Source organism: Muribaculum intestinale, from assembly GCF_002201515.1.
In the GTDB taxonomy this organism is placed as follows: Bacteria; Bacteroidota; Bacteroidia; order Bacteroidales; family Muribaculaceae; genus Muribaculum; species Muribaculum intestinale.
The window spans coordinates 1,272,602-1,293,681 of record NZ_CP021421.1 but is presented as its reverse complement, the minus strand read 5'-3'; the positions used below and the strand labels follow the sequence as shown (position 1 = coordinate 1,293,681).

Annotated in this window: 19 protein-coding genes and 1 pseudogene; 7 read left to right on the top strand and 13 right to left on the bottom strand. The window is 49.7% G+C overall.

Features of this window, described 5'->3' with window-relative positions:
• Positions 1-166: 166 nt before the first annotated feature.
• From mobV to istA, 6 genes are all read right to left on the bottom strand, one after another.
• A complete protein-coding gene (gene mobV, locus ADH68_RS05295; protein WP_068961723.1) occupies positions 167-1,639 on the bottom strand; it encodes a MobV family relaxase in 1,473 nt (490 codons plus the stop codon).
• A 425-nt stretch (positions 1,640-2,064) separates the two neighbouring features.
• Positions 2,065-3,411: a primase-helicase family protein gene (locus ADH68_RS05290; RefSeq protein WP_232321401.1), complete on the bottom strand. Its 1,347-nt coding sequence runs from the start codon at positions 3,409-3,411 to the stop codon at positions 2,065-2,067.
• A complete protein-coding gene (locus ADH68_RS05285; RefSeq protein ID WP_068961724.1) occupies positions 3,405-3,716 on the bottom strand; it encodes a helix-turn-helix domain-containing protein in 312 nt (103 codons plus the stop codon). Before ADH68_RS05285 ends, ADH68_RS05290 begins: the two co-directional genes overlap by 7 nt.
• Positions 3,717-4,002: 286 nt before the next feature.
• On the bottom strand, positions 4,003-4,485 hold the full coding sequence (locus ADH68_RS05280) for an ORF6N domain-containing protein (RefSeq protein WP_068961725.1): 483 nt from the start codon (positions 4,483-4,485) through the stop codon (positions 4,003-4,005).
• 62 nt (positions 4,486-4,547) lie between these two features.
• Positions 4,548-5,330, bottom strand: a complete 783-nt coding sequence (gene istB, locus ADH68_RS05275) for an IS21-like element helper ATPase IstB (RefSeq protein ID WP_068961956.1) — start codon at positions 5,328-5,330, stop codon at positions 4,548-4,550.
• 37 nt (positions 5,331-5,367) lie between these two features.
• Positions 5,368-6,969, bottom strand: coding sequence for an IS21 family transposase (istA, locus tag ADH68_RS05270; RefSeq protein ID WP_068959738.1), 1,602 nt, complete (start codon positions 6,967-6,969; stop codon positions 5,368-5,370).
• Positions 6,970-7,079: 110 nt separating this feature from the next.
• Here istA and ADH68_RS05265 point away from each other — a divergent pair, with 110 nt between their 5' ends.
• From ADH68_RS05265 to ADH68_RS05255, 3 genes are all read left to right on the top strand, one after another.
• Positions 7,080-7,679 carry a BspA family leucine-rich repeat surface protein gene (locus ADH68_RS05265; protein ID WP_068961726.1) on the top strand — a complete coding sequence of 200 codons (600 nt, stop codon included), beginning with the start codon at positions 7,080-7,082 and terminating at the stop codon, positions 7,677-7,679.
• Between the two features lie 350 nt (positions 7,680-8,029).
• A complete protein-coding gene (locus ADH68_RS05260) occupies positions 8,030-8,653 on the top strand; it encodes a hypothetical protein (protein ID WP_148060989.1) in 624 nt (207 codons plus the stop codon).
• Between the two features lie 219 nt (positions 8,654-8,872).
• The gene (locus ADH68_RS05255) at positions 8,873-9,322 is read left to right on the top strand and encodes a hypothetical protein (RefSeq protein ID WP_133165750.1); all 450 of its coding nucleotides are present in this window, start codon (positions 8,873-8,875) and stop codon (positions 9,320-9,322) included.
• Between the two features lie 58 nt (positions 9,323-9,380).
• Here the strand turns inward: ADH68_RS05255 and ADH68_RS05250 are convergent, their stop codons facing one another.
• The 3 genes from ADH68_RS05250 to ADH68_RS05240 all read right to left on the bottom strand — a co-directional run bounded on the left by ADH68_RS05250 (position 9,381) and on the right by ADH68_RS05240 (position 11,781).
• On the bottom strand, positions 9,381-10,715 hold the full coding sequence (locus tag ADH68_RS05250) for a tyrosine-type recombinase/integrase (RefSeq protein WP_068961729.1): 1,335 nt from the start codon (positions 10,713-10,715) through the stop codon (positions 9,381-9,383).
• A 215-nt stretch (positions 10,716-10,930) separates the two neighbouring features.
• The gene (locus ADH68_RS05245) at positions 10,931-11,152 is read right to left on the bottom strand and encodes a DUF2795 domain-containing protein (protein WP_068961730.1); all 222 of its coding nucleotides are present in this window, start codon (positions 11,150-11,152) and stop codon (positions 10,931-10,933) included.
• A 65-nt stretch (positions 11,153-11,217) separates the two neighbouring features.
• Positions 11,218-11,781 (bottom strand): cob(I)yrinic acid a,c-diamide adenosyltransferase, encoded by a 564-nt coding sequence (locus tag ADH68_RS05240; RefSeq protein WP_068961731.1) that lies wholly within the window; start codon positions 11,779-11,781, stop codon positions 11,218-11,220.
• Positions 11,782-11,807: 26 nt separating this feature from the next.
• Here ADH68_RS05240 and ADH68_RS14255 point away from each other — a divergent pair.
• A pseudogene (locus ADH68_RS14255) lies at positions 11,808-11,879 on the top strand (hypothetical protein); the annotation flags it as partial.
• Positions 11,880-11,886: 7 nt separating this feature from the next.
• Here ADH68_RS14255 and ispF read toward each other — a convergent pair.
• From ispF to porV, 3 genes are all read right to left on the bottom strand, one after another.
• Complete coding sequence (gene ispF / locus ADH68_RS05235; protein ID WP_068961732.1) at positions 11,887-12,375, bottom strand: 2-C-methyl-D-erythritol 2,4-cyclodiphosphate synthase; 489 nt, start codon at positions 12,373-12,375, stop codon at positions 11,887-11,889.
• A gap of 46 nt (positions 12,376-12,421) precedes the next feature.
• Entirely contained in the window at positions 12,422-13,336 is a 915-nt protein-coding gene (locus ADH68_RS05230) for an IS982 family transposase (protein ID WP_084273910.1), read from the bottom strand.
• 120 nt (positions 13,337-13,456) lie between these two features.
• The gene (gene porV, locus ADH68_RS05225; protein WP_068961733.1) at positions 13,457-14,656 is read right to left on the bottom strand and encodes a type IX secretion system outer membrane channel protein PorV; all 1,200 of its coding nucleotides are present in this window, start codon (positions 14,654-14,656) and stop codon (positions 13,457-13,459) included.
• A gap of 172 nt (positions 14,657-14,828) precedes the next feature.
• On the opposite strand from porV, the gene ADH68_RS05220 reads away from it, so the two are divergent.
• Genes ADH68_RS05220 through queG form a run of 3 tightly spaced genes read left to right on the top strand, consistent with a single transcriptional unit; the run spans position 14,829 to position 19,891 of the window.
• Positions 14,829-18,278: a protein O-mannosyl-transferase family gene (locus ADH68_RS05220; RefSeq protein ID WP_084274243.1), complete on the top strand. Its 3,450-nt coding sequence runs from the start codon at positions 14,829-14,831 to the stop codon at positions 18,276-18,278.
• 12 nt (positions 18,279-18,290) lie between these two features.
• Positions 18,291-18,944 (top strand): polysaccharide deacetylase family protein, encoded by a 654-nt coding sequence (locus ADH68_RS05215; protein WP_068961735.1) that lies wholly within the window; start codon positions 18,291-18,293, stop codon positions 18,942-18,944.
• Complete coding sequence (queG, locus tag ADH68_RS05210) at positions 18,944-19,891, top strand: tRNA epoxyqueuosine(34) reductase QueG (RefSeq protein ID WP_068961736.1); 948 nt, start codon at positions 18,944-18,946, stop codon at positions 19,889-19,891. Before ADH68_RS05215 ends, queG begins: the two co-directional genes overlap by 1 nt.
• Before the next feature lie 97 nt (positions 19,892-19,988).
• Here the strand turns inward: queG and ADH68_RS05205 are convergent, their stop codons facing one another.
• Positions 19,989-21,017: a hypothetical protein gene (locus ADH68_RS05205; RefSeq protein ID WP_068961737.1), complete on the bottom strand. Its 1,029-nt coding sequence runs from the start codon at positions 21,015-21,017 to the stop codon at positions 19,989-19,991.
• Between the last annotated feature and the right edge of the window lie 63 nt (positions 21,018-21,080).

The window sequence follows — 21,080 nt, the reverse complement described above, 5'->3', positions numbered from 1 at the left end:
AAATGAGAGCTGTTATGCCTCCTATGCATCCTGAGAATTTCGATGTTCTAAAATACTAGATAAACATAAGCTCTGTAATTTTACCAAATGTAGAGCAAGACAATTGCCCTATGATTGCAAAATTACACAAAAAGTGTGAAACATATGGTAGTTATTGTAAAAAATTTCACAGATGTCCTGCTATATGTCCTGCTATACCGTGTTTTTGCTGAGAGGGTTTCATCATTCGGTGAGCTTGCATCATGCAGCGGTAGGCGAAGCGGCGGTCGTCTTCATCCGGATTGCGTCCCCATGGGAGGTCTGATGAGGTGCCTCCGCCACCGCATGACTGGGCGAATTGGGTTGCACCATCGAGGTAGCCGAGGAATAGATACATCGCACACTTCAAAATCTCGTTGGGCTGTTCGACGATTGCTGTCAGAAATTCTCCATCAATCCCTGCTTTCTGTTCCGACGGCATAGCTTCCAGCAGTGAACGCACATCGACAACCATTCTGGCAAAGACGGCATCAGTGAGCCTCATGCGCACCTGCTCCTGATTCTTTTCAGTAAATTCGTGGTAATTCTTTTGCGCCGAGTCTCGCTTCTCCTTGACGGTGTGCAGCTCATCCTGCAGTTCGGCAAGTTGCCGGTCAGCGAGCTTGAGCTTGTCGCGCTTGTTGGCGAGTTTCTGTCCGGTAGATTCAAGCTGGGATTCAAGAGAAGCGATACGGCAACGCAATTCGGAAACACTTCCGGCACCATTCTCTATGTCAGACTCCAACTGAGCTATCTCGTCATTCAGTTCGACTTCCAGCCTTTCAAGATGTGCAATCATGGTCGTAAGACCTTTGACGCGCGTTTCGGCCTTCTTGATTTGTTCTTCAAGTTGGCCCAACTGCCCTGACTTGTCACTTATAAGAGTTTCGAGCTGGGCGTTTTCACGATGAAGGTCGCGATTGTATTCAGCGGTCGAGCGATGGCGTGCGCCTGTCACTTGGATGTCATCGCCACAGTCAAGACCGTATTTACGGTTCACTTCGGCAAGTCGGGTGTGCAAATCCCTCATGTGCTGCCGCGCCTCGATTTTGTTCTTGCCTCCGAGAACCTCCTTTGAGCAGAGGCGTCCGTCGGCGGTCAACGGCACGAACACACAATGCGCATGTGGTCCCGTCTCGTCAAGATGAACGATGAACGAGGCTACGTTTTCCTCTCCGAATTCACAGCATACAAAACCATAGATGTCCTTCGCCCATCGTTCGATTTCAGGTTGCCGCACAAGATGACCGTTGGTCTCCTCATACTCGTTCAGCGCTTGGGAGCCGAAAGCCATCTCACGCATCCGCTCACGGTTGCCGCCGAATACGACCATGACTGCATGGTTGGATACGGCGGTCACTCGGGCATCCGGTCGAAGATGTTTTTTGATTATCTCCTCGACTCTGTCGCCGATACGATGCGATTTGTCGACGGTTGTTATCACTCCTCCCGGCCCGACCTGAAAATTCAAGGCGGTGCGTGAGCGGTCATAGTTGTGGTCGGGATTCTTGGCCTTGCGCTCGAAGAGTTCATCGCTCCAGTCGCGCTGATGTTCGTTGCCGACATTGGCATCGACTGATTTGACAGGCTTGAAGTCCATCATCTGTTTTGGTGAAGACATATAAATATTGGCGCTTTTGGTTATGGTTTGGTTGGAATTGATTATACAACAGAGGTGCTTGCACGGTCAGTCTCCTCATCGGAGTTGCCAACCTTCGCATGAAGGTATATTAGGCTATACCCTCATAGGTCTTATTGCAAGCAATCTCGCACTGTCTTTCCGGATGCGCCCGACATCTATTCAATAGCGGCCTCAAAGTCCGGAATATGCTGTTTTGTGAAATTATAATCGGTAGAAATTTGATGAAATGATGAAAGCGTGTTTAAATCGCAGTATTACAGCCCAATTCAATTCATCATCAGATAATATTGAATGAAAGGGAAAGAATAGGAGGCTTCTCAACATCCACGAATCCATTTGATGAGAGCCTACGACACTGTAACTTGCTTACTTTCTTTCCCTTCATTTATTCTTTCATCAATTCATCAAAATAAAGACAAATTCAGAATAAAATCTTTGGTAACGGTGTAGTATCTGCCGACAGCGGTCTTGGCGGTGTACTTCGCAGGGTACATGCCGACTGAATAGGTGCGATAGGTAAGTAAGTTCGATACCGGCTTGAGGCGCCAGTAGATTTGCAAGAGACGGCGTATCTCGCTTGTGTCGGCACGGACATTACGGTAGGTGAGTAAGTTGGCGATGTCGTTCACAACGAATGACACCGATGATTCGCCGGTACTGTCCATGATGTCCATCAGCAGTTCGGCAACCTCAAACTCAATCTTGGAGCGGTTGGAAATCACTATACGGTTGAGGGCTGCGGTGCGCAGTCTTTCCGGACTGAACCACATTCGGTTTTCGCATTGTACCGATAGTTCTCTTTGCATAAGGAAGTGGAGAAACGCCGGAATCTGTGCCACAAGTTTCTTCATGAAGAACGGGTCGTCAGTTTCCAGAGAATTAACCTTGCGTACCCAGTAGCGAACTTCCTCACGGTCGATTACAATGGGGAAATGCTCGTTGTTGGAACACAGGACGAACTTTCCGAAGAAAACCATCTCGTTGCGGTCTTTGCCTTTTGACTCCATCTTGTAGGATGTTGCCGTACTGAGATTCTTCAGTCGCTCGGAATCCTCACGCCGAGAGAGTAAGACTTCATCAACCATGATAAGTAGCTTCCCGGCCCAGTCGGAATTGAACTTGCTGCGGAAGTCCTCGTTGGTATTGAAAGTCGCGTTGTCCTGAAAGATTGCCTTTAGCAGATTGAGGAAAGTTGTTTTGCCGGTGTTGCGTTGCTCCGACACCAATATCAGTATCGGGAGTTTTTGAAGAGGCATCTGATACAGCAACTGGATATAGTCAAGACCATACTCGTAATGCTCCTCGAAGATGTGGTGAAGCAAGCCGTCAATCGCGCTCCAGTCTACCGTCATCGGCTGATGGGAGATTGGCTCATAGAGATTGTAGGCGTTGCCGATTATCTTGCGGTAGTCGGTATGGCTCGGAACGGTACAGAAGCAGTCATACTTCGGCACATCATTCAGATAGTCCTTTCCGAAGTCAGCCTTGATTGTCGAAGCCCTCCAATAGACAAGACACTTACAAGTGGTTCCGTTCGCCTGCGGTCGATTGACTTCACGGTAATAATCCGTACCGACCCGGATATAGGGGCACTCGCTGTCATCTGGGTTCAACAGGTCATTATGCTCCACTGGAATGTCAGAATACTCGACATCCACCACCTCGGTTTCTTCATCTGATGCCACATCATTGTGAGTGGTTTCATCAACATGAGCCGGAAGCAACTTGATGATGTCTGAGAGCGTCAACATATTGCACCGCCTCCACAGGCAAATGCTTCATACTTGAAGCGTTGTAGAAATGTGTCAACATCATTCTGTGTATACCAGAACTTATCCCCGTGTCGGGAATAGGAGAGATAACCATTATCCCTGAGGTTTTTGAGATAGCGGCTCTCCACACCGAGCAGTTTCATCAGCTCCTTGTTGGTGTAGATGCGGCACTCGTCTGAAGTGCCATTGCCTGAGGTGCTTCGTTCCTGCGATTCCTCAAGCAGATGGAGGATTCTTTTGAGCATATCCTCCGCTGTGGTGATTGTGTTACTTGATTTTGGCATTTACGTTATCGTTATTCTTTTTGCGCTGCGGATTCCTCCGCCATTATTTTCAAATCGGCTGCAAAAGTATCTCTTTCGCCATCGATTTAGAAATATTGCGCACGAAATGCCCTGATATTTAGCACGGTATAACTAAATCACACAATCGGCACTAAATTCCGGCACTCTAGTATCCAAGATTACGTTACAAAAGTCAGATACAGGCATAAAAAAGGAGGCTCTACACCTCCTTTAAACTTGGTTGGATTATTTTGTTGCTGACTAAATGATTGTTGCCAACAACAGATTATAATTCGGTGGAATCATCAGATGGCTGGAAACCGATTCTCTTTCGGGGAGTAGATTTCTTCATTTGTAATTCAGCGAGCGATTCCGAAATAGCATCGAGCTGGGCCTGGGTTTCTTCGTTGATATCATTCTGGTCAGCCAGAATCTCCTCTATATATTCCTTCAGCTGATTTACACTCTTGCGCAGCTGCTTGAATTCATTCGAAGGCTGCATCAATGCTTGACGCACCATGACAAAGGCTCTCATTATGCTGATGTTTACTCGTATTGCAGCTTCGCTTCTCAATACACTTGACAACATCGCAACACCTTGTTCGGTGAATACATACGGGTTTGTGCGACGACCGCCATAGGAACTTGCTATTCCAATTTGGAATTTCAAGTTTGAATACTCCTCATCATTCAGTTGGAACATGAAATCATCAGGGAAACGCTCTATATTACGCTTGACTGCTTTATTAAAATTACCTGTATCTAACATTTGAAAAGGGACCCGGATAGCATTTGAAAAGGGGACCACCCGGGATGGGGATGCAAAGATAATTATATTTGTTGAGTCATCATTTCCTGAGTTTCTTTCATGCGGTATGATTTGCCTGTCATGTTAAGCAGTATAGCCTTGTGGGTCAGGCGGTCTACCATTGCGGTGACCAGTACTTTGTCGTCAATAATCTCGTTCCAGCGGTTGAAGGCGAGATTGGTTGTGACGACGGTCGTCTTCTTGTCGGTGCGGAGGGAGAGATGGTTAAAGAGCATCTCTGCGCCGGCCTTGTCGCAGGAGACGTATCCGAACTCATCACAGATGACCATGTCGTATCTCTCGAACTTGTTTTCCAGCGACCGGAGTGTCAAAGCGTTGCGGCACTCGCGTATCTGCGTGAGCAGTCTTGGCACGGATGTGAACAGCACCGAGTGTCCGGCATTACATGCGGCGATACCGAGAGCTGTCGCCAGATGAGTCTTGCCTGTTCCGGGATTGCCGTATAGAATGAGGTTGCGTCCGTTTTTGATGAAGTCGAGTGTCTCGAGTGTCGGGAGCGCTTTCCGGGCATCGGCGGGCAGAGCGTCGGTGTCGATTTCGTTAAGATAGCGAAGTTGCGGGAACCCTGCGTTTTTGATGCGGTGACGGCGCTGGTTTTCAGAGCGGTTCTCTTTTTCGCGCCGGAGCAGTTCGGCTGTAAACCGCCATAGGTTCCATTGTTCGTCGGCGCTCTGCTGTATAAGCAGGTCGATGTCGCGCCGCACAAGCGGGAGTTTAAGGTCGAAAGCGCATGAGCGAATGAGCTCCCGAAGTCCGTCACGGTCTGTTTCATGTATGTCTGTCATTGTCATTCAGTGTATTGGTTGTTTTTTGGGGGGGTATTCAGTCTGCCTGCGATGCGCGGGTATATTCCATAAATGATGAAAGCATGTCAAGGGTATGGCTTGCCGAACTTTCTATTTCAGCCTGTTGCGGGTCGGGAACGTTCGTTGCCGCGATATCGGCGGTTGACTGCATATGTCCTTCCGCCGAGATCATCTGAGCCTGTATCTGTTCAGATGAGAGGCGCTGGAGCCCGCGGGACGAAAGACTTGTGGCGGCACGGACGATGTCAGTGTATGCCAGATTGTTGTCGCGGGTGAACACAAGCAGTTCTATGAAGCTTCGCGGAGACTCGCGGAAGTGTTCGCGGTAAAGCGCCGCCACCGACGGATGTACCTGTTGCAGAGCCACAGACCGCCCCAGAGCGGCCGGTTTGCGCAGGAATGTACCCAGATAATGCATCAGGTCGATGACCCAGTCGCCGGAGCGTCGGCTTCGGGCATGATTGGCCACCTTGTCGCGTCCGTAAAGCACCACGATGCGCTCGGAATACAGCTTTACCGCCACCTGCGAGCCCACCAGACGGTCGGGCACAGAGTAGTGCACTCCGTCAACGGTTATCGTTGAATACTTTCCGACGCGGTACAGCCGCTGCTCGAAGCAGCCGATGTCACCGTGGTCCAACGGACGTAGCGCCGCCAGATCGGCCTGTATGCGCAGGCGTTTTTCTTCCGCCGACATGTTGGACGCCTCTGTGTTGAGCCTGTCGCAGACTGCCGCCAGATGCGTCTGCGCGGCATCCAGGGAGTCAAACCGGACCTCGAACGAGAATGCACGACGCCGGATATATTCCACCGAACGTTCCACCTTGCCTTTTTCCCATCCCGAGCGAGGGTTGCAGAAATGGGGTGTGAAACAGTAGTGTACCTCCATGCGCAGCAGCGCATCCGTGTGCTCGCGGTCGCGCCCGAGGAACTTCTTTACGGCGGTACGCATGTTGTCATAGGCCATCACGCGCGGGGTGCCCCCCAACTCCCGGAAGCAGTTGCGGTGGGCTTCCATAAGAGCCAGGGTATCTTCGCGCGAAAACAGATATGCCTTGCGCATATTGCTGTGGTCGAGGGTGAATACCGCCATGTGAAGGCGAGTCCTGACTCCACCGATCCACAGGGTAAGCACGCCCCAGTCGAACTCGCAACGGAATCCAGGCTCATAGTCCTGACGGATATATGCCTTTGCAGGCTTTTCTTGCGACTTCGGCGCTGCCTCCAGCGCACGGACATACTGACATACTGTGGAATAGGCGATACGCACGCCATCGTCCTGAAGACGTCGCCACATATCGAGCTTGCGCATCTGCTGCTTGTGCAATCCGGCAGCGACGTTCTCCCGGTTGCGGGCGATAAAACCATCGATGCGACGGCGGACATCATCGGTCACAACACGCCTGACGCGTCCGCTGCTGTCATACTTCGGCCTGGTCAGCAGATAATCGTCAACCTCCCGCTCTGTCGGTGACGGGCCGGCCTCTCTCTCGAACTCGCGCAGATACTTGCGCACGGTCTTGCGGCTCATGCCGTTGCGGCGCGCTATCTCGCGGATGCTCATCCCCTCGCGGCGATGAGACAGAATAATGGATGTTTTTTCCTCCATGTGTAGCATTTTGTGGAATCGTTGATGTCGTTCTTTCTAATCAACGATATCCGGTTGAACTTACCCATGGGGTGGGTCCCTTTTCAATTGCTCTACCTGGGTCCCTTTTCAAATGTTAGATGCAGTCAGGTTTGAGATTCAATAGGCCATACCCGAACACCATCAAATCAGTCAATCTCTCAGCTTGTGACATACCAAGGCTGAGAGACCTGTCATATATGTTTTACGGGTGCTGGGATCTGGTGGCCGTTGACCTTTCTCCTCTGGATGTCTCAGAAGTTACAACCATGAAGTTCATGTTCGGGGAATGTCTGAGCCTTAAATCGCTTGACTTGTCGGGGCTCGATACATCGAAGGTGAAAGATCTGTCATGGATGTTTCATGAGTGTTGCAATCTTCTACGGATAGACTTCAGGAACTTTGACACTTTAATGGTGGAAGATATGAGCTGGATGTTCTCTTTGTGTCATAGTCTGGCCACTCTTGACCTGAGCATGTTTGACACATCAAGGGTAAAGGATATGTCCCGAATGTTCTATGAGTGTGTAAGCCTTGAAACGGTAGACCTAAGCTCTTTTGATCTTCGTAGAGCCGAATCTACGGAAGAAATGTTCGCACGCTGCGACAGGTTGCATACAGTCTTCATGAAGAACTGTTCCGACCAAACTGTCGGAAGAATAAGCAAGGAACTACCACCATCGGTAAAAATCATACGATGACATGATTGTTATGCTCCCGACTGTATTAATATAACCTAAAAGATTGAACCGCTGCGAAAAAGAGCGTGTCAGGATAACCTTTACAAGATTATTCTGACACGTTTTTATATTGACGCGGTTTCCTGTTCTAACACCGGTAGCCGGATATGTAATTTAGACTTCGAGGACTCTTTCATATATAACTTACAAAACCATCAGTCATTATAGATATGATCACAAATCCCAATTTCAAGATTGACGTATCCGTCACTGAAAAATGTTACAAGTCCAAACCGACTCCTACCGACTACCGGCAAATGCGATGGAATAAGACCAAAATGAGTCTTAGTAGCTTCATTTCGATGGTCAGAATGGGTTACAGCTATTGCCATATTTACTATGGAAACCTGCGTAGGAAAAATAAATTTCTCTATACGCAAACCATAAGCATTGATGTTGACGATACCGATACAGACCTCGAAACATTCTACCGTCAATGCCAGTTGAAACCGACCTTTGCTTACGAGACATTTTCAAATGGTACTGGCGGAAAGTACAGCTATCGTCTGGTATATGTCTTCAAAGAGCGTATTAATATCCGTGCTTTCGGTGAACTGTATGAGAAAATATGCAGGATGACCAATCTTGACAAGACTAAAGACCATTGCGGTAAAGTCATCACACAGCTCATGAACGGAACTACATATGAAGCAAAGGTATTCCGCTCCAACCGGATATATTCGTCAATCACCGACCTTCCTGTCGATGCAACTGAACAGGAACAGATTGTCACATATCAACATTCACTTCTTCCTGTAGTGCCAAACGTTTATAAACCCAGACACTCTTCAGCAATCTATCAACCTAATAATATTAATTCATCAAAATCAAATCAAAAACAATATAAATCTAATGACCCGGATTGGAAAAAACAGCTTGAAAGCATCAGTGTCCCTTTGAAGGTTCTTGCAGAGAGCAGACAGGAATTCCTATAGATTTATGGGAAGGAACACAGGCTTTTAAGGTGGTCAAAGCTGTCATATAACGAAGCCGGCTATTGTGTCATTCCCGAAAATCATCTTTCACTGTTTGTACGTTATCGTAACAGGCGAGGGGAATGTACGGTCAACCGTTTCCGTGACGGGGAGAAACGTCGTAACCGATTGTTTACCGACGGATGCATCATACGCAAGATAAATCCCGGAGTAACATTCATGGATCTATTTTTCAATCTGGTTCACAGGGTGTATTTCTACTATGACAATTCCGACGGTGTGTTGTCTGATGAACTTATAGCCCGTAAGGCTTATGATGTCATGAATTATACCGAGTTCGATGCGATGGAGTTCAAGTCGCTTGACGCAGGGAAGGTCACTACTTCTCCCGGATACTGTCGTGAACACGGTGTGTCAAGACGATCATATTCCCGGAAGGCTCTTATGTATCAGAATTACGAATCCATACAGGCGTGGTATGAACCTGGGAAATCTGTTACCTCAAACCTAAAGGAAGCGCGCGACAGAGGGCTTACCGTCAGTCTGTCTACACTCCGACGCTATTGCAAGTTCAACAATATACCTGTCAATCCGGGACATTGCGACATATCTGAGTGGTATAACCCGGCTGTCTCGGTAAGACTTAACCTACAGACAGCACGGGCATAGGGCATCAAGGTGTCACAGTCGTCCTTATACAAGCACTGCAAGGACAACGGCATTTCAACTAAAGGGATGGCAACTTAATCTTGCTCAGCTCCTCACGTAGCCTTGCCGGCATAAAGTGAGCGTAGACCTTCTCGGTTATTTCAGTAGAGGAATGACCGAGAAGCTGGCTCACCATCGTCATGTCCATACCGTTGTTAAGGCTCAGGACAGCAAAGGTGTGGCGCCCGACATGAAATGTGAGACTGAATGACAGTCCCAGTTTTTCACCAATCACATTGAGAGCTTGATTGATACCACGTGTCTTTGTATTCCTCACACGGTACAGGGCATCTGTGTCATCAAGGTTAAAGTCATCGTCAAGCAATCCGAAAACAAAGCGATTGTATCGACCTTTCCACTGTTCAAGTATTCCCATAGCCTGGTCGCTTAGGGGTATAACATTCCTGTTTTTCGTCTTGACCTGTATCTTGTTAAGAGTCCGTTTGTCGAAGTCTATGTCAGACCATTGCAGGGTGATGATGTCAATGACACGCAAACCACAGGCATATAGGGCAAACAGGAACATCTCGATATATTCCTTCCGTCTCGCTTCCTTATCTTCCGTGTAAAACTTTATAAGACACTCCAGTTCCTTTTTGGAAAGATGCTTCACGCTTGACTCATCATTCTTCTGAAGTGATACGGTCTTGATGATTCTCATCTTCTGTATGGCGGCATTGAGAGCCACCGGGATGTATCCCATGACCATTGCCTGTTGACAGCCTTTGAGTATAGGGGTCAGGGCATGGTTTATGGTATCGTCACTGTTGTCCTTGATCTCACGTCTCCACTTTATGTGTGACTCTATAAGCTCCGTGGAAATCTCGGAGACATAAATGCTGTCGGGTGCATACGTACCGCGTTTTTCCGATTTCAGGAACTCACGGAATATTTTCATGGCGCTCAGGCCATTGCGATATACACTCTGACCGATTTTATTTCGGTCCAGTTCGTTTTTAAGGAGGTCTGACACATAACTCACAAAATCAATACCTTTGTCCTCGCGTGTTGTCGGGTGGTCGTCAAGAAGAGCCCTCATGGTCTCTACTGTCAAACGGTCGGGGTGCTTCTCACTCCAAGCCGCTATCTTGGAGTCAAGCTCATTGACGCTTTTGGTAAGCCGGCTGTTGATATTGCGATAGTCAGGTCCGTAGCTTGCCCTGACACCGCCACGTCCCTTGTTCTCGTTAGGATTCCAGTCCTTTTCTTTGACAGAGATCCCGGTAGAGCGTCTGACTGCCACTGATTTGACAGCATATTCAATCTGGACCACCAGAGGGCGATCATTCTTGGTTTGTCTGGTCTTGTACAACCGGAAATGTCCGGTCGGGAATGGTCTTGCTGCTTTACCCATGTTGTATGTTCCGTTTCTTTTATTTTAAGCGAATTTACAACAGTTATACGACAGTTTATCCCGATTGTTTATATTCTTTTTTTGTCGGTGCGCTAATTTTACGCCAGTTTATTATGCTCTAAAAGGGGGTAAAATGCAAGAAAAAAGAGTTGGGCTGTCGCTTGGCGCGAAGCTCAACTCTTTGGTATTCTTTGGGTTAACCCTTTTGCGTGGGCTTAGTATTCCTCCTCGTTGAAGAAGAAGTCTTCTTTGGAAGGGTAGTCGGGCCATATGTCCTCGATGCATTCGTAGGTGTCGCCCTCGTCCTCCATTTCCTGAAGGTTTTCGATTACCTCGAGGGGAGCACCTGAACGCATGGCATAGTCTATAAGCTCCTCTTTGGTTGCGGGCCATGGAGCGTCCTCAAGTTTTGATGCTAATTCAAGTGTCCAGTACATATTTCTTAGATTTTATTGATAACTAACGTATGTCGACCTGCGGGTGTTCAGCAATTTAAGAGCAATTAATTGTTCTTGTCCCAGAATAACTCGTCGGTCTGGTTGTCTACGTTGTTGAAGCGGGCGAAAACGAAGAAGAAGTCGCTCAGACGGTTGATGTAGCGCAGCACGTTAGGGTCGACATATGTCTGGTCGGCCAGGGCCACGATACGGCGCTCGCAGCGGCGGCACATTGTGCGGCACACGTGGCATACGGCGGCACGGTGTGTTCCACCCGGGAGCACGAAATTGTTGAGCGGGGGAAGCTGGGCGTCAAAATGGTCGATTACGTTCTCGATTGCCTCTACGTTTTCAGCCGAGAGACCTGCACAACGTGTGATGGCGTTGTCGGGATTGGGAGTAGCCAGATATGCTCCGATGCTGAAAAGACGGTTCTGTACCTGATGAAGCAGGTCGACGGCAGCAGGCTGCAGACAGGGTATTGCAAGAAGCACTCCGATGTTGGCATTGAGCTCGTCGATTGAGCCATAGGCTTCGATGCGGATATCGGTTTTCTTCACTCTGACACCTCCGACAAGCGATGTTGCACCGTTGTCGCCGGTAGTTGTGTAAACTTTGCTTTTTGTCATGACTTATCTGATTTGGGCGGCAAAGATATGTAAAAATATCTATTTTGCCAAAACATTTGAAAATAAGCAACAATACTGCACGTCGTGATGTGTCCTGAGTCAGGATTACATCTTGTAGATTAGCGCTGTAGCCATGGCAGCAATCCCTTCCTCGCGGCCAGTGAACCCGAGTCGTTCGGTAGTAGTGGCCTTTACCGATACACAGTCGGGGTCTATCCCGAGGTCGTCGGCTATATTGGATATCATGACGGGGATGTGGGGCAGCATTTTGGGAGCCTGTGCCATGATTGTCAGGTCGACGTTTCCTACAGCATATCCTTTATCGGCGAGCAGGCGTACCACCTCGCGCAGCAGACGGCGTGAGTCCGCGCCTTTATAGGCCGGGTCGGTATCGGGGAAATGATACCCGATATCGCGCAGGGAGGCCGCTCCGAGCAGTGCGTCGCTGAGGGCATGTAGAGCCACATCTGCGTCGCTGTGGCCGAGCAGGCCGAGGGTGTGGGGTATTTTCACGCCACATATCCACAAATCGCGGTCGGCCACCAGTCGATGTACGTCAAATCCGTTTCCTACTCTGAATGTTGGAGGGGTCATAATCGTTGATATTCTATAATAATTAACGTGAGTTCGATGAAAATAATCAAAATAGAGTCAGCTGATTATCATACACGCGTTCTAAGTTTATCCTCGGTTTCTTTGGAAACAGGCAATAAGCCGCTATCCCACCAATGAGATTAACGATGAAATTCGGAAATGAACGGTGTCGCGAGTGTTCTATCTGAGCGATGTTTTTGAGTTGGTCGTTTACAGTTTCGATAATAGCCCGTTTTCTCAGAAGTATTCTGTCATACATTGATCTCAGACCGCCTTTCATGTTGTTTTTCAGTTTTGTGATCAATTGGATTCCGTCAATGAACAGCTTGCAGAACAGGTCTTTGCCGATATAACCTTTGTCACCGACCATCTTGCCGTATATGAACTCGACAAACGACTTCACTTTCAGAGGTTCCCGGTCATCAACATCTCCCGGAGTGATCATGAAGTTGAGAATCTCGCCCTTGTCGTTGCATATCAGATGTAGCTTGAATCCGTAGAACCAACCTAACGAACACTTCCCACGTTGCGCTATTCCTTTGAACACCTTGTGCATGTGTATCCGTTGGTTGCGGCACACACGTAGCAGTGTGCTGTCGACAAAACTAATACCGGTACATTTTCCCAGCAGACATTTCTTTACGAATATCACGAACTGAACGACCACTGATTTCTCCAGCTCCGTGAATCTGTTGTATGAGACTGTTTCGGGGAACAGATGCCTGTATCGCTGACATATCTCGTTCAGATAAAAGTGTTTGAGACATTTATGGTTGGAACTGTGGAACATGATCATGATAACAATGACCTCCGCCTGCGACAGACGGCAATCTCGATGATATTCCCGCTTCCTGTCCGTACGAATCTTCGAAAGACCTCTGCGACGGAGCATCGCATTAAAAACTTTGCAGAATTCATCTGCAATCACGAATATTTCAGTAATTTTGTCTTCGGTGAGCATAGCGATAAGAGTATTTGTTTGAAATTGAGTCCTTTAAATTTAATACTTTTATCGCTAATCACCAATTTCTCATCTAATTAATTTTCGTCGAACTCACGTTAATTAATAAATGAGTAGGGATTATCGGCGTCCGAATATCTCTTTGATGCCGTCCATGTCAAAAGTGAGGGAGAATCGAAGTGTCTGGTCGAGGGGCGAGTTCTGCGACGCGGCAATCATATAGCTGGCATCGAGACGCAGCACGTTGAGGGCGAATCCTGCACCGAGGCCATAGTATTTTCGGCCGCCCTTGTATTCGTTTTCATAATAGTATCCTGCGCGCAGGAAGAACTGCTGGTTGTAGTTGTATTCGGCGCCCAAACTCCAGGTAATCTCCTGAAGTTCCTCTTTCATGCCTCCGGGGGCATCGCTGAACGATTTGAATATGCCTGATATCGATGAGGTGTTTTCCCAGTCGATGGTGGCCTGTTGCCATTCGATTTGGCCCTCCTCGTCGTCGGCGTAGTCGATACGGCGAGGCTTGGTCGGTACGAGCAGTTTGTTGAGGTCAAGTCCGATTGACAGTGTGTGGTAGTCGGCCAGAGGGAACGCAAAGTTGGTGCCTATACGCAGGTTGGTCGGGAGAAACGCCGGAGAGGTGCCGTTGTCGAAGTTCAGTTTTGAACCGATATTGCTTATGTTCCATCCCAACGACCACTGGCATTCGTTTTGTCCGATTATCGGATACTTTGTCAGATATCCCGATATATCGGCCGAGAAGGCCGATGCACCGCTCACCGGGTCGCCGGCCTCCGAGCCTCCGTCGCTGTTGTAGCCGAGCGACGAATATATATAACGGAATACGATACCCATCGAGTAGCTTTCCGACAGTTTGCGCGAGTAGCCTATGTCGAACGCCATCTCGTAGGGGTTGAATGTCTGGCCTATTTCCGAGTAGGTGGACACCTCGCCCAGCGAGAAGTAGCGCAGAGATGCGCTGACAGCCTGATTGTCGCCTCCGCCAAATTTCCAGTACCCCGACACGTTGGCGAGGAATATGTCATTGACAATCTTGCGCAGCCACGGGGTGTAGCTGAGCGACACGGCGGCATCGCTATAGGCAAAGGCATATTTCGACGGATTCCAGAACTGGCTGTAGGCGTCGGGGTCGGTGGCAGCTCCGAGGTCGCCCATACCGGCAGCACGTGCGTCGGGAGCGATGCCGAGCGACACCACGCCCGTCTCTATGGGGTTAAACTGGTTCTTCTGGGCCAATGCATATTGTGGCAACGCCATTGCCATAGCCACAAGGAGGAGTATTGATGCTTGTATTCTTTTCATGCGATAATGATTCTAAGAGTATTAACCTGCCTTGGAGTCGATTTATTGTATCCCTCATGGCTATTGTGTGTGAAAAAAACAGAAAATCAGTGTGGATAATGCCGACTTCGCGGATTAATCGTTAACTTTGCCAAGTTTTCACGGCGGCATGTGGCTGCCATTTCTTGCAAGAATGAAACAATATCGCATACTCAACAACATTCTGGGCTGGGTGGCATTTCTGATTGCCGCCGTCACATATATGTGCACTCTTGAGCCCACGGCAAGTTTCTGGGACTGCCCGGAATTTATATCACAAGGCTATAAGCTGGAAATCGGTCATCCACCGGGCAACCCTATCTTCATGCTTACAGCCCGGTTCTTCGTTAATTTTGTAAGCGATCCCTCGCAGGTAGCCCTTGCTGTCAACACAATGTCGGGGCTTCTTAGCGCGGCCACGATATTGCTGCTGTTCTGGACTATAACACATCTTGTCAAGCGACTTATTGTCAAGGACGATGCCACTACGGTCACTCCTCTCCAGATGCTCGTAATCTTCGGCTCGGCAATGTGTGGCTCTTTGGTGTATACATGGAGCGACACTTTCTGGTTTTCTGCCGTCGAGGGCGAAGTATATGCTTTCTCGTCATTCTGCACAGCACTTGTATTCTGGCTCATACTTAAGTGGGAAAACCGTGCCGACGAGCCTCATAGCGACCGATACCTTGTGCTTATCGCCTATGTGATAGGCATATCAATTGCCGTACACTTGCTCAATCTGCTCTGTATCCCGGCGATTGTGCTCGTATTTTACTATAAGAAATTCAAGAATCCCGACGGACGCGGCTCAATCGCAGCGTTGCTTGTGTCATTTGTTATCGTGGCCCTGATACTCTACGGTCTCGTGCCCGGTTTCATCGAGATGGCTCAGTACAGCGAGCTTTTCTGTGTCAACACCCTCGGCATGGGATATAATTCCGGCGCATTGCTCTATACGATAGTCACCTTTGCAGTGATGATATGGGCTGTGGCCGAACTATACCGACAGAAGAGTCCCGCACGTATCCGCTCGTCATTTTTCCTTACCGTATTCTTCTCCGGCATACCGTTTATCGGCGACAGCTGGCTGGTGTCAGCGGTAATATTCTGCGCACTGCTCTGGTATCTGTACTTCTATATGAAGAAGATTCCTGTAAGGATATTCAATGTAGTGGTGCTCAGCATACTCGTTATATTCATCGGCTATAGTTCATATGCGTTGCTTCTTATCCGCTCCAACGCCTATACTCCGATGAACCAGAACTCTCCCGACAATGTGTTTGCCCTTTCATCATACCTCAACCGTGAGCAGTATGGAGAGCGCCCCCTGCTGTATGGACAGACATTTAATTCAGGTATAGTATACGAGGTTGGAGCCGACGGTGTTCCCAAAGCATTGAAAAAAGAGGGCAAAAACCTATGGGGAAAGACCGTGAAGACCTCTCCCGACCAGCCGGACAGATATGAAGTGACAGGCACAAAACTTGATTATGAGCTGACTCCGGAACTCAACATGCTCTTCCCTCGTATGTACGACGGTAAATATGCCGAGGCCTACCGCGAATGGACCGGAATGACAGGCACTCCGGTCTCTGTCACCAGCTATGTCGACAGCCAGGGAAATCCCCTCGGTGAGAAGTCAATGCGCATCAAGCCTACATTCATGGAGAATCTGCGCTACTTCTTCAACTATCAGCTCAATCATATGTACTGGCGATATTTCATGTGGAACTTCGCCGGGCGGCAGAATGATATCCAGGGCAACGGAGAGATTACCCACGGCAACTGGATTTCCGGCATACCATTTATCGACAATGCCCGTCTAGGCGACCAGTCGCTTCTGCCTGAAGACCTCGGGAGTGGCAACAAGGGCCACAATGTATTCTTCATGCTCCCGCTGCTGCTGGGCATAATAGGACTCCTGTGGCAGGCGTTTACATCACGGCGCGGTATCGAACAGTTCTGGGTGATATTCTTCCTGTTCTTCATGACCGGTATCGCTATTGTAATATATCTCAATCAGGTCCCCAACCAGCCCCGTGAGCGCGACTACGCGTTTGCCGGTTCATTCTACGCATTCGCTATATGGGTAGGAATGGGTGTGGCCGGTATCTGGCGTCTGATTGCCGGACTTGCCGATGCCAAGGCATCAAAAGAGAAAGTGAGCCGGCTTAACTGGATTGGTGCTGTCGCAGCCGCTCTGTTCGGTATATTTGTCCCCCTTCAGATGGTGTCGCAGACATGGGACGACCACGATCGTTCCGGACGTTATGCCGCACGCGATTTCGGCATGAACTATCTCAGTTCGCTTGAGCCGGGTGCCGTAATATTCACTAACGGCGACAATGACACATTCCCACTATGGTACGCACAGGAGGTAGAGGGATACCGCACTGATGTGCGTGTAGTCAATCTGTCGTATCTCACCACCGACTGGTATGTCGACCAGCTGCGCCATCCGTCGTACGACGCTCCCGCCATACCAATGATGGCCACCCCCGATGTATATGCACATGACAAACGTCAGTTCACCTATTTCATCGACCCCGATACAACCCGCATCAACGCTCTGGCGGCACTTAAGGAGGCATACCGTGAGGATGCACGGAATCATACCTACGGTCTGTATGAATTCCGCCACCCCAACATGTATATTCCCGTCAACGGCGATGACATGGTAGCTTCCGGACGCATAAAGGAAACTGAACGCGAGGCCTTGTCGCCGGCCATTGACCTCAACCAGGCCGGTAATTCCGAGAGCGGTCTGCGCCTCAGCTCGATGATTGCCATCGACATGCTCGCCACCAATGCCAAGGATGGCTGGAAACGTCCGTTCTATTTCGCCATGACAGTGCCCGACGACTACTATCTCGGCCTCAATCCGTTCATGCGCTCGACCGGCATGGCCTACGAAGTAGGTGGCATAAAGGATACCGAATCAAGCCACGGACAGATTGCCGTGAATACCGACAAGGCCTACGACAACATCGTCAACAAGTTCCGCTGGGGCGGTCTCGACAATGTCAAGAGCGCCGACGACATCTATCTCGACGAGACAGTGCGCCGTATGGTCACCACCACACGCAGCGCCATGCTCGACCTTGCTCAGGCACTATACAACGAGGGTATTACAGCCGAAGCCTATTACTTGGAGGATTCCGTAAAAATGACCCCGGAAAAGCGTAAGGAGACCGAGGAGTACATTGCACAGCGCTATGCTCGGGCCACAGAGGTGATTAACCTCATGGTAGAGAAGATGCCTGAATATACTTCGCCCTACGGCATACAGATCGGCTACCAGATTGCCGACCTCTTCGGACGTCTTGGTGCTGTCACAGGCGACAAGCAGCTTTCCGACCAAGCCCTTGCCATAGCAAAGCACGAGATTGACCTCTACAAGCAATATATGCTTTATATCCAGAGTCTGTCGCCTGCCAAATTCCAGTCGCTCACACGCATCGACCGATATATATTCGATACATACTTCATGCAGCTCGTGCAACTCTATGTATCGCTCGGAGCCGATCCTGAGGAGACTATAAAGGAACTGGCCGCCCAGGGTGTTGATTTCAACCGCTACTACCGCAATCACAACGAAGGATAATCCTGCCTATAGATGAAAGGTAGCAAGTATTTCCGTTTCAAGCCGTCGCGCTTCATTGAGCAGCCGCCGTTGTTGTACCGTATCCTCTTTCCCGAGGCCATATGGCGCATCAAACGCAAGAAACGGCGCACTGTTTATCTGACTTTCGACGACGGCCCCATCCCGGAGATTACTCCATGGATTCTTGACCTGCTCGACTACTATGGCATAAAGGCCACATTCTTCCTTGTGGGCGATAACGTACGCCGTCATCCCGAACTGCTTGAGGAAATCAAGCGCCGTGGTCACAGCTGGGGCAACCATACGATGAACCATCTGCAGGGATTCAAGGAAACCTCGCGCAACTATCTGCGCAACATAAAGGAAGCCGACAATCTCATCGACAGTCCGCTCTATCGCCCTCCACACGGCATAATGCGCTGGGGACAGGCGAAAATCATCAAGGAGCATTTCAACATCGTTATGTACGATGTCGTCACACGCGACTACTCCAAGAAGCTCAACGGCGAGAAGGTAGTGAAGAATGTTCGGCGCTATGCCCGCAACGGCTCTATCATCGTGTTCCACGATTCGCTAAAGGCCGAAGCCAATCTCCGCTATGCTCTTCCGCGAGCGATAGAGTGGCTACGCGACCAGGGCTTTGAATTTGCGCCCATCCCGATGTGATGAATACTGAGCAGCTCGACAGTATCATGCGCTCCTCCGGCGCTGTGGCATGGGGTGTGGCCACAGCCGAGTCTGTCGATTCAGAAGCCTGGGAGCGACGCGAGCGATGGATAAGCGACGGAAATAATGCCAGGATGGATTATCTCGACCGCTATCCCGACGTCAGGCGCGATCCGCGCAATCTGCTTGAAGAGGCCCGCTCGGTAATTGTGGCCGCCTACAGCTACTATCCGTCGCGACGTCAGCCGGCAGATGCTCCACAGTTTGCATGGTATGCTTATGGGCGCGATTATCATGAGGTGGTGCGCGCACGCCTGGAGCGGGTGGCCTCCCGACTCGATGAGGTATACGACGGAGCTCGATTCAGGATATGTGTCGACACAGCCCCGCTGATGGAGCGCTACTGGGCCGTAAAGGCCGGTGTAGGCTTCGTCGGACGCAACGCCCAGCTTATTGTGCCAGGCCACGGATCGGCATGTTTCCTCGGTGAGATTGTTACCACCATCCCGCTTCCCGCTTCAACCCCTTCCGAGGGTGCATGTCCCGACGGATGCGATTTGTGCATACGGGCATGCCCCGGAGGAGCTATATCCCGCGAATGCACTGTTGATGCCCGCAGGTGTCTGTCATACCTTACCATTGAGCATCGGGGAGCTTTTACCGACGGTATGCCTCAACTCGGGCGCAGGATATACGGCTGCGACGCATGCCAGAGCGCATGCCCCCTTAACCGGGGCATATCGCCTACCGACATACCGGAATTCTTACCGTCTGAAGCCCTTATGTCGCTTACCGACTCCGATATCGCTACCCTCACTCCCGAGCGGTTTTCATCCATTTTTTCCCATTCGGCGGTAAAGCGCGCAAAGCTCGCAGGCCTTTTGCGCAACCTTTCGGCGCTCACGCCGCGCTCTGCCGCCGGGCCTCCCTCTGAAGATAAAATATAGTAAGAGCGCCGCTACAGCTATGGACTGTAGCGGCGCGTTAATTGTAGTCGATAGCCGGATGCGCAATCATCGTGCCGCCCGGCTGCAATGCAAACCTTTATTTAAAAACAACCTTTCGCGATACTGAGCCTCTGCGCTCAATGAAGATGCCTCCCGAAGGTGTGCTTACCTTTACTCCCTGCAGATTGTAATATTCCGCGGGAACGGCAATATCGTCGGCCATCTCGGTCTCAATACCCGATGTGGAGGTATATTTCCTGGGAGTGTATCCCTCATGCAGAGTCTGATAGTTGGTCCAACCGATTCGCTCGCCCGGTTTTACACCGTAGAACACGATATCGGCATATCTTACCGGAAAACCATTAAGGTCATTTGTGCTTTTTCTGCGGAAGTCAAACAGATTCCAGCTGTTGGTGGCTTTTCCTGAGAATGTTATATCCTGTGGCCCTGTAGCTGTGGTCGACGGCATATTGAATATGGCGCAACGCTGCATTTTCCCGAGAGTGTCGTCAGTGCCTGCGAATCCTCCTGTAAATGCCGTACTGGTATTAGCCTGTACAAAATCGGATGTGATACGCACATGAGACGGCGCGTCGACGGTTACATAGACGCCTGTGATATCGTTTACACGACAGTCCTCACCGTCGCCCATACGGCTCTTGCTGTTTGACTCGGTACAAAAGCGCACGCGTATGTCGCCTCCTTCGGCCGGTACGTCGACAAGCGTTCCGTTCTTGTAATATTGGGCCGGCACTGTTACGTAGGCAAGGCCGTTGTTGTCCATTTGCGATGTTAGCAGCATACCGTCCATAAGGCCGCTTTCAAGTGATTTCTGGGCGTCGCGCGGCTCTGCGTAGTCTTTCTGGGCATCGGCTGATAGTGTTGAGCCGGGTGTGGTTATCTTCGACAGGGCCTCGTCGACTAATACCGGGGTATATGCAGGCTGATAAAGCACCTGGAGTGTGATGGCTTTCCCTTCCAGGCGATACGCTTCGGCAGACAGTTTTGTTCCTACAGTGTTGTCGATAAGTTCCTGCGAGGCATCGATGCTGAATCCATGGTATTCCTCTGCATAGGCGGAAACGATGCTTAGCGAGATGGCTGAGATGAGTAATGTTTTTTTCATGTGATAGAAATGGTTGTTGATTTATGTGAAGTGTGTCGTATTCCGGAGGCGTGTAGAAACTCG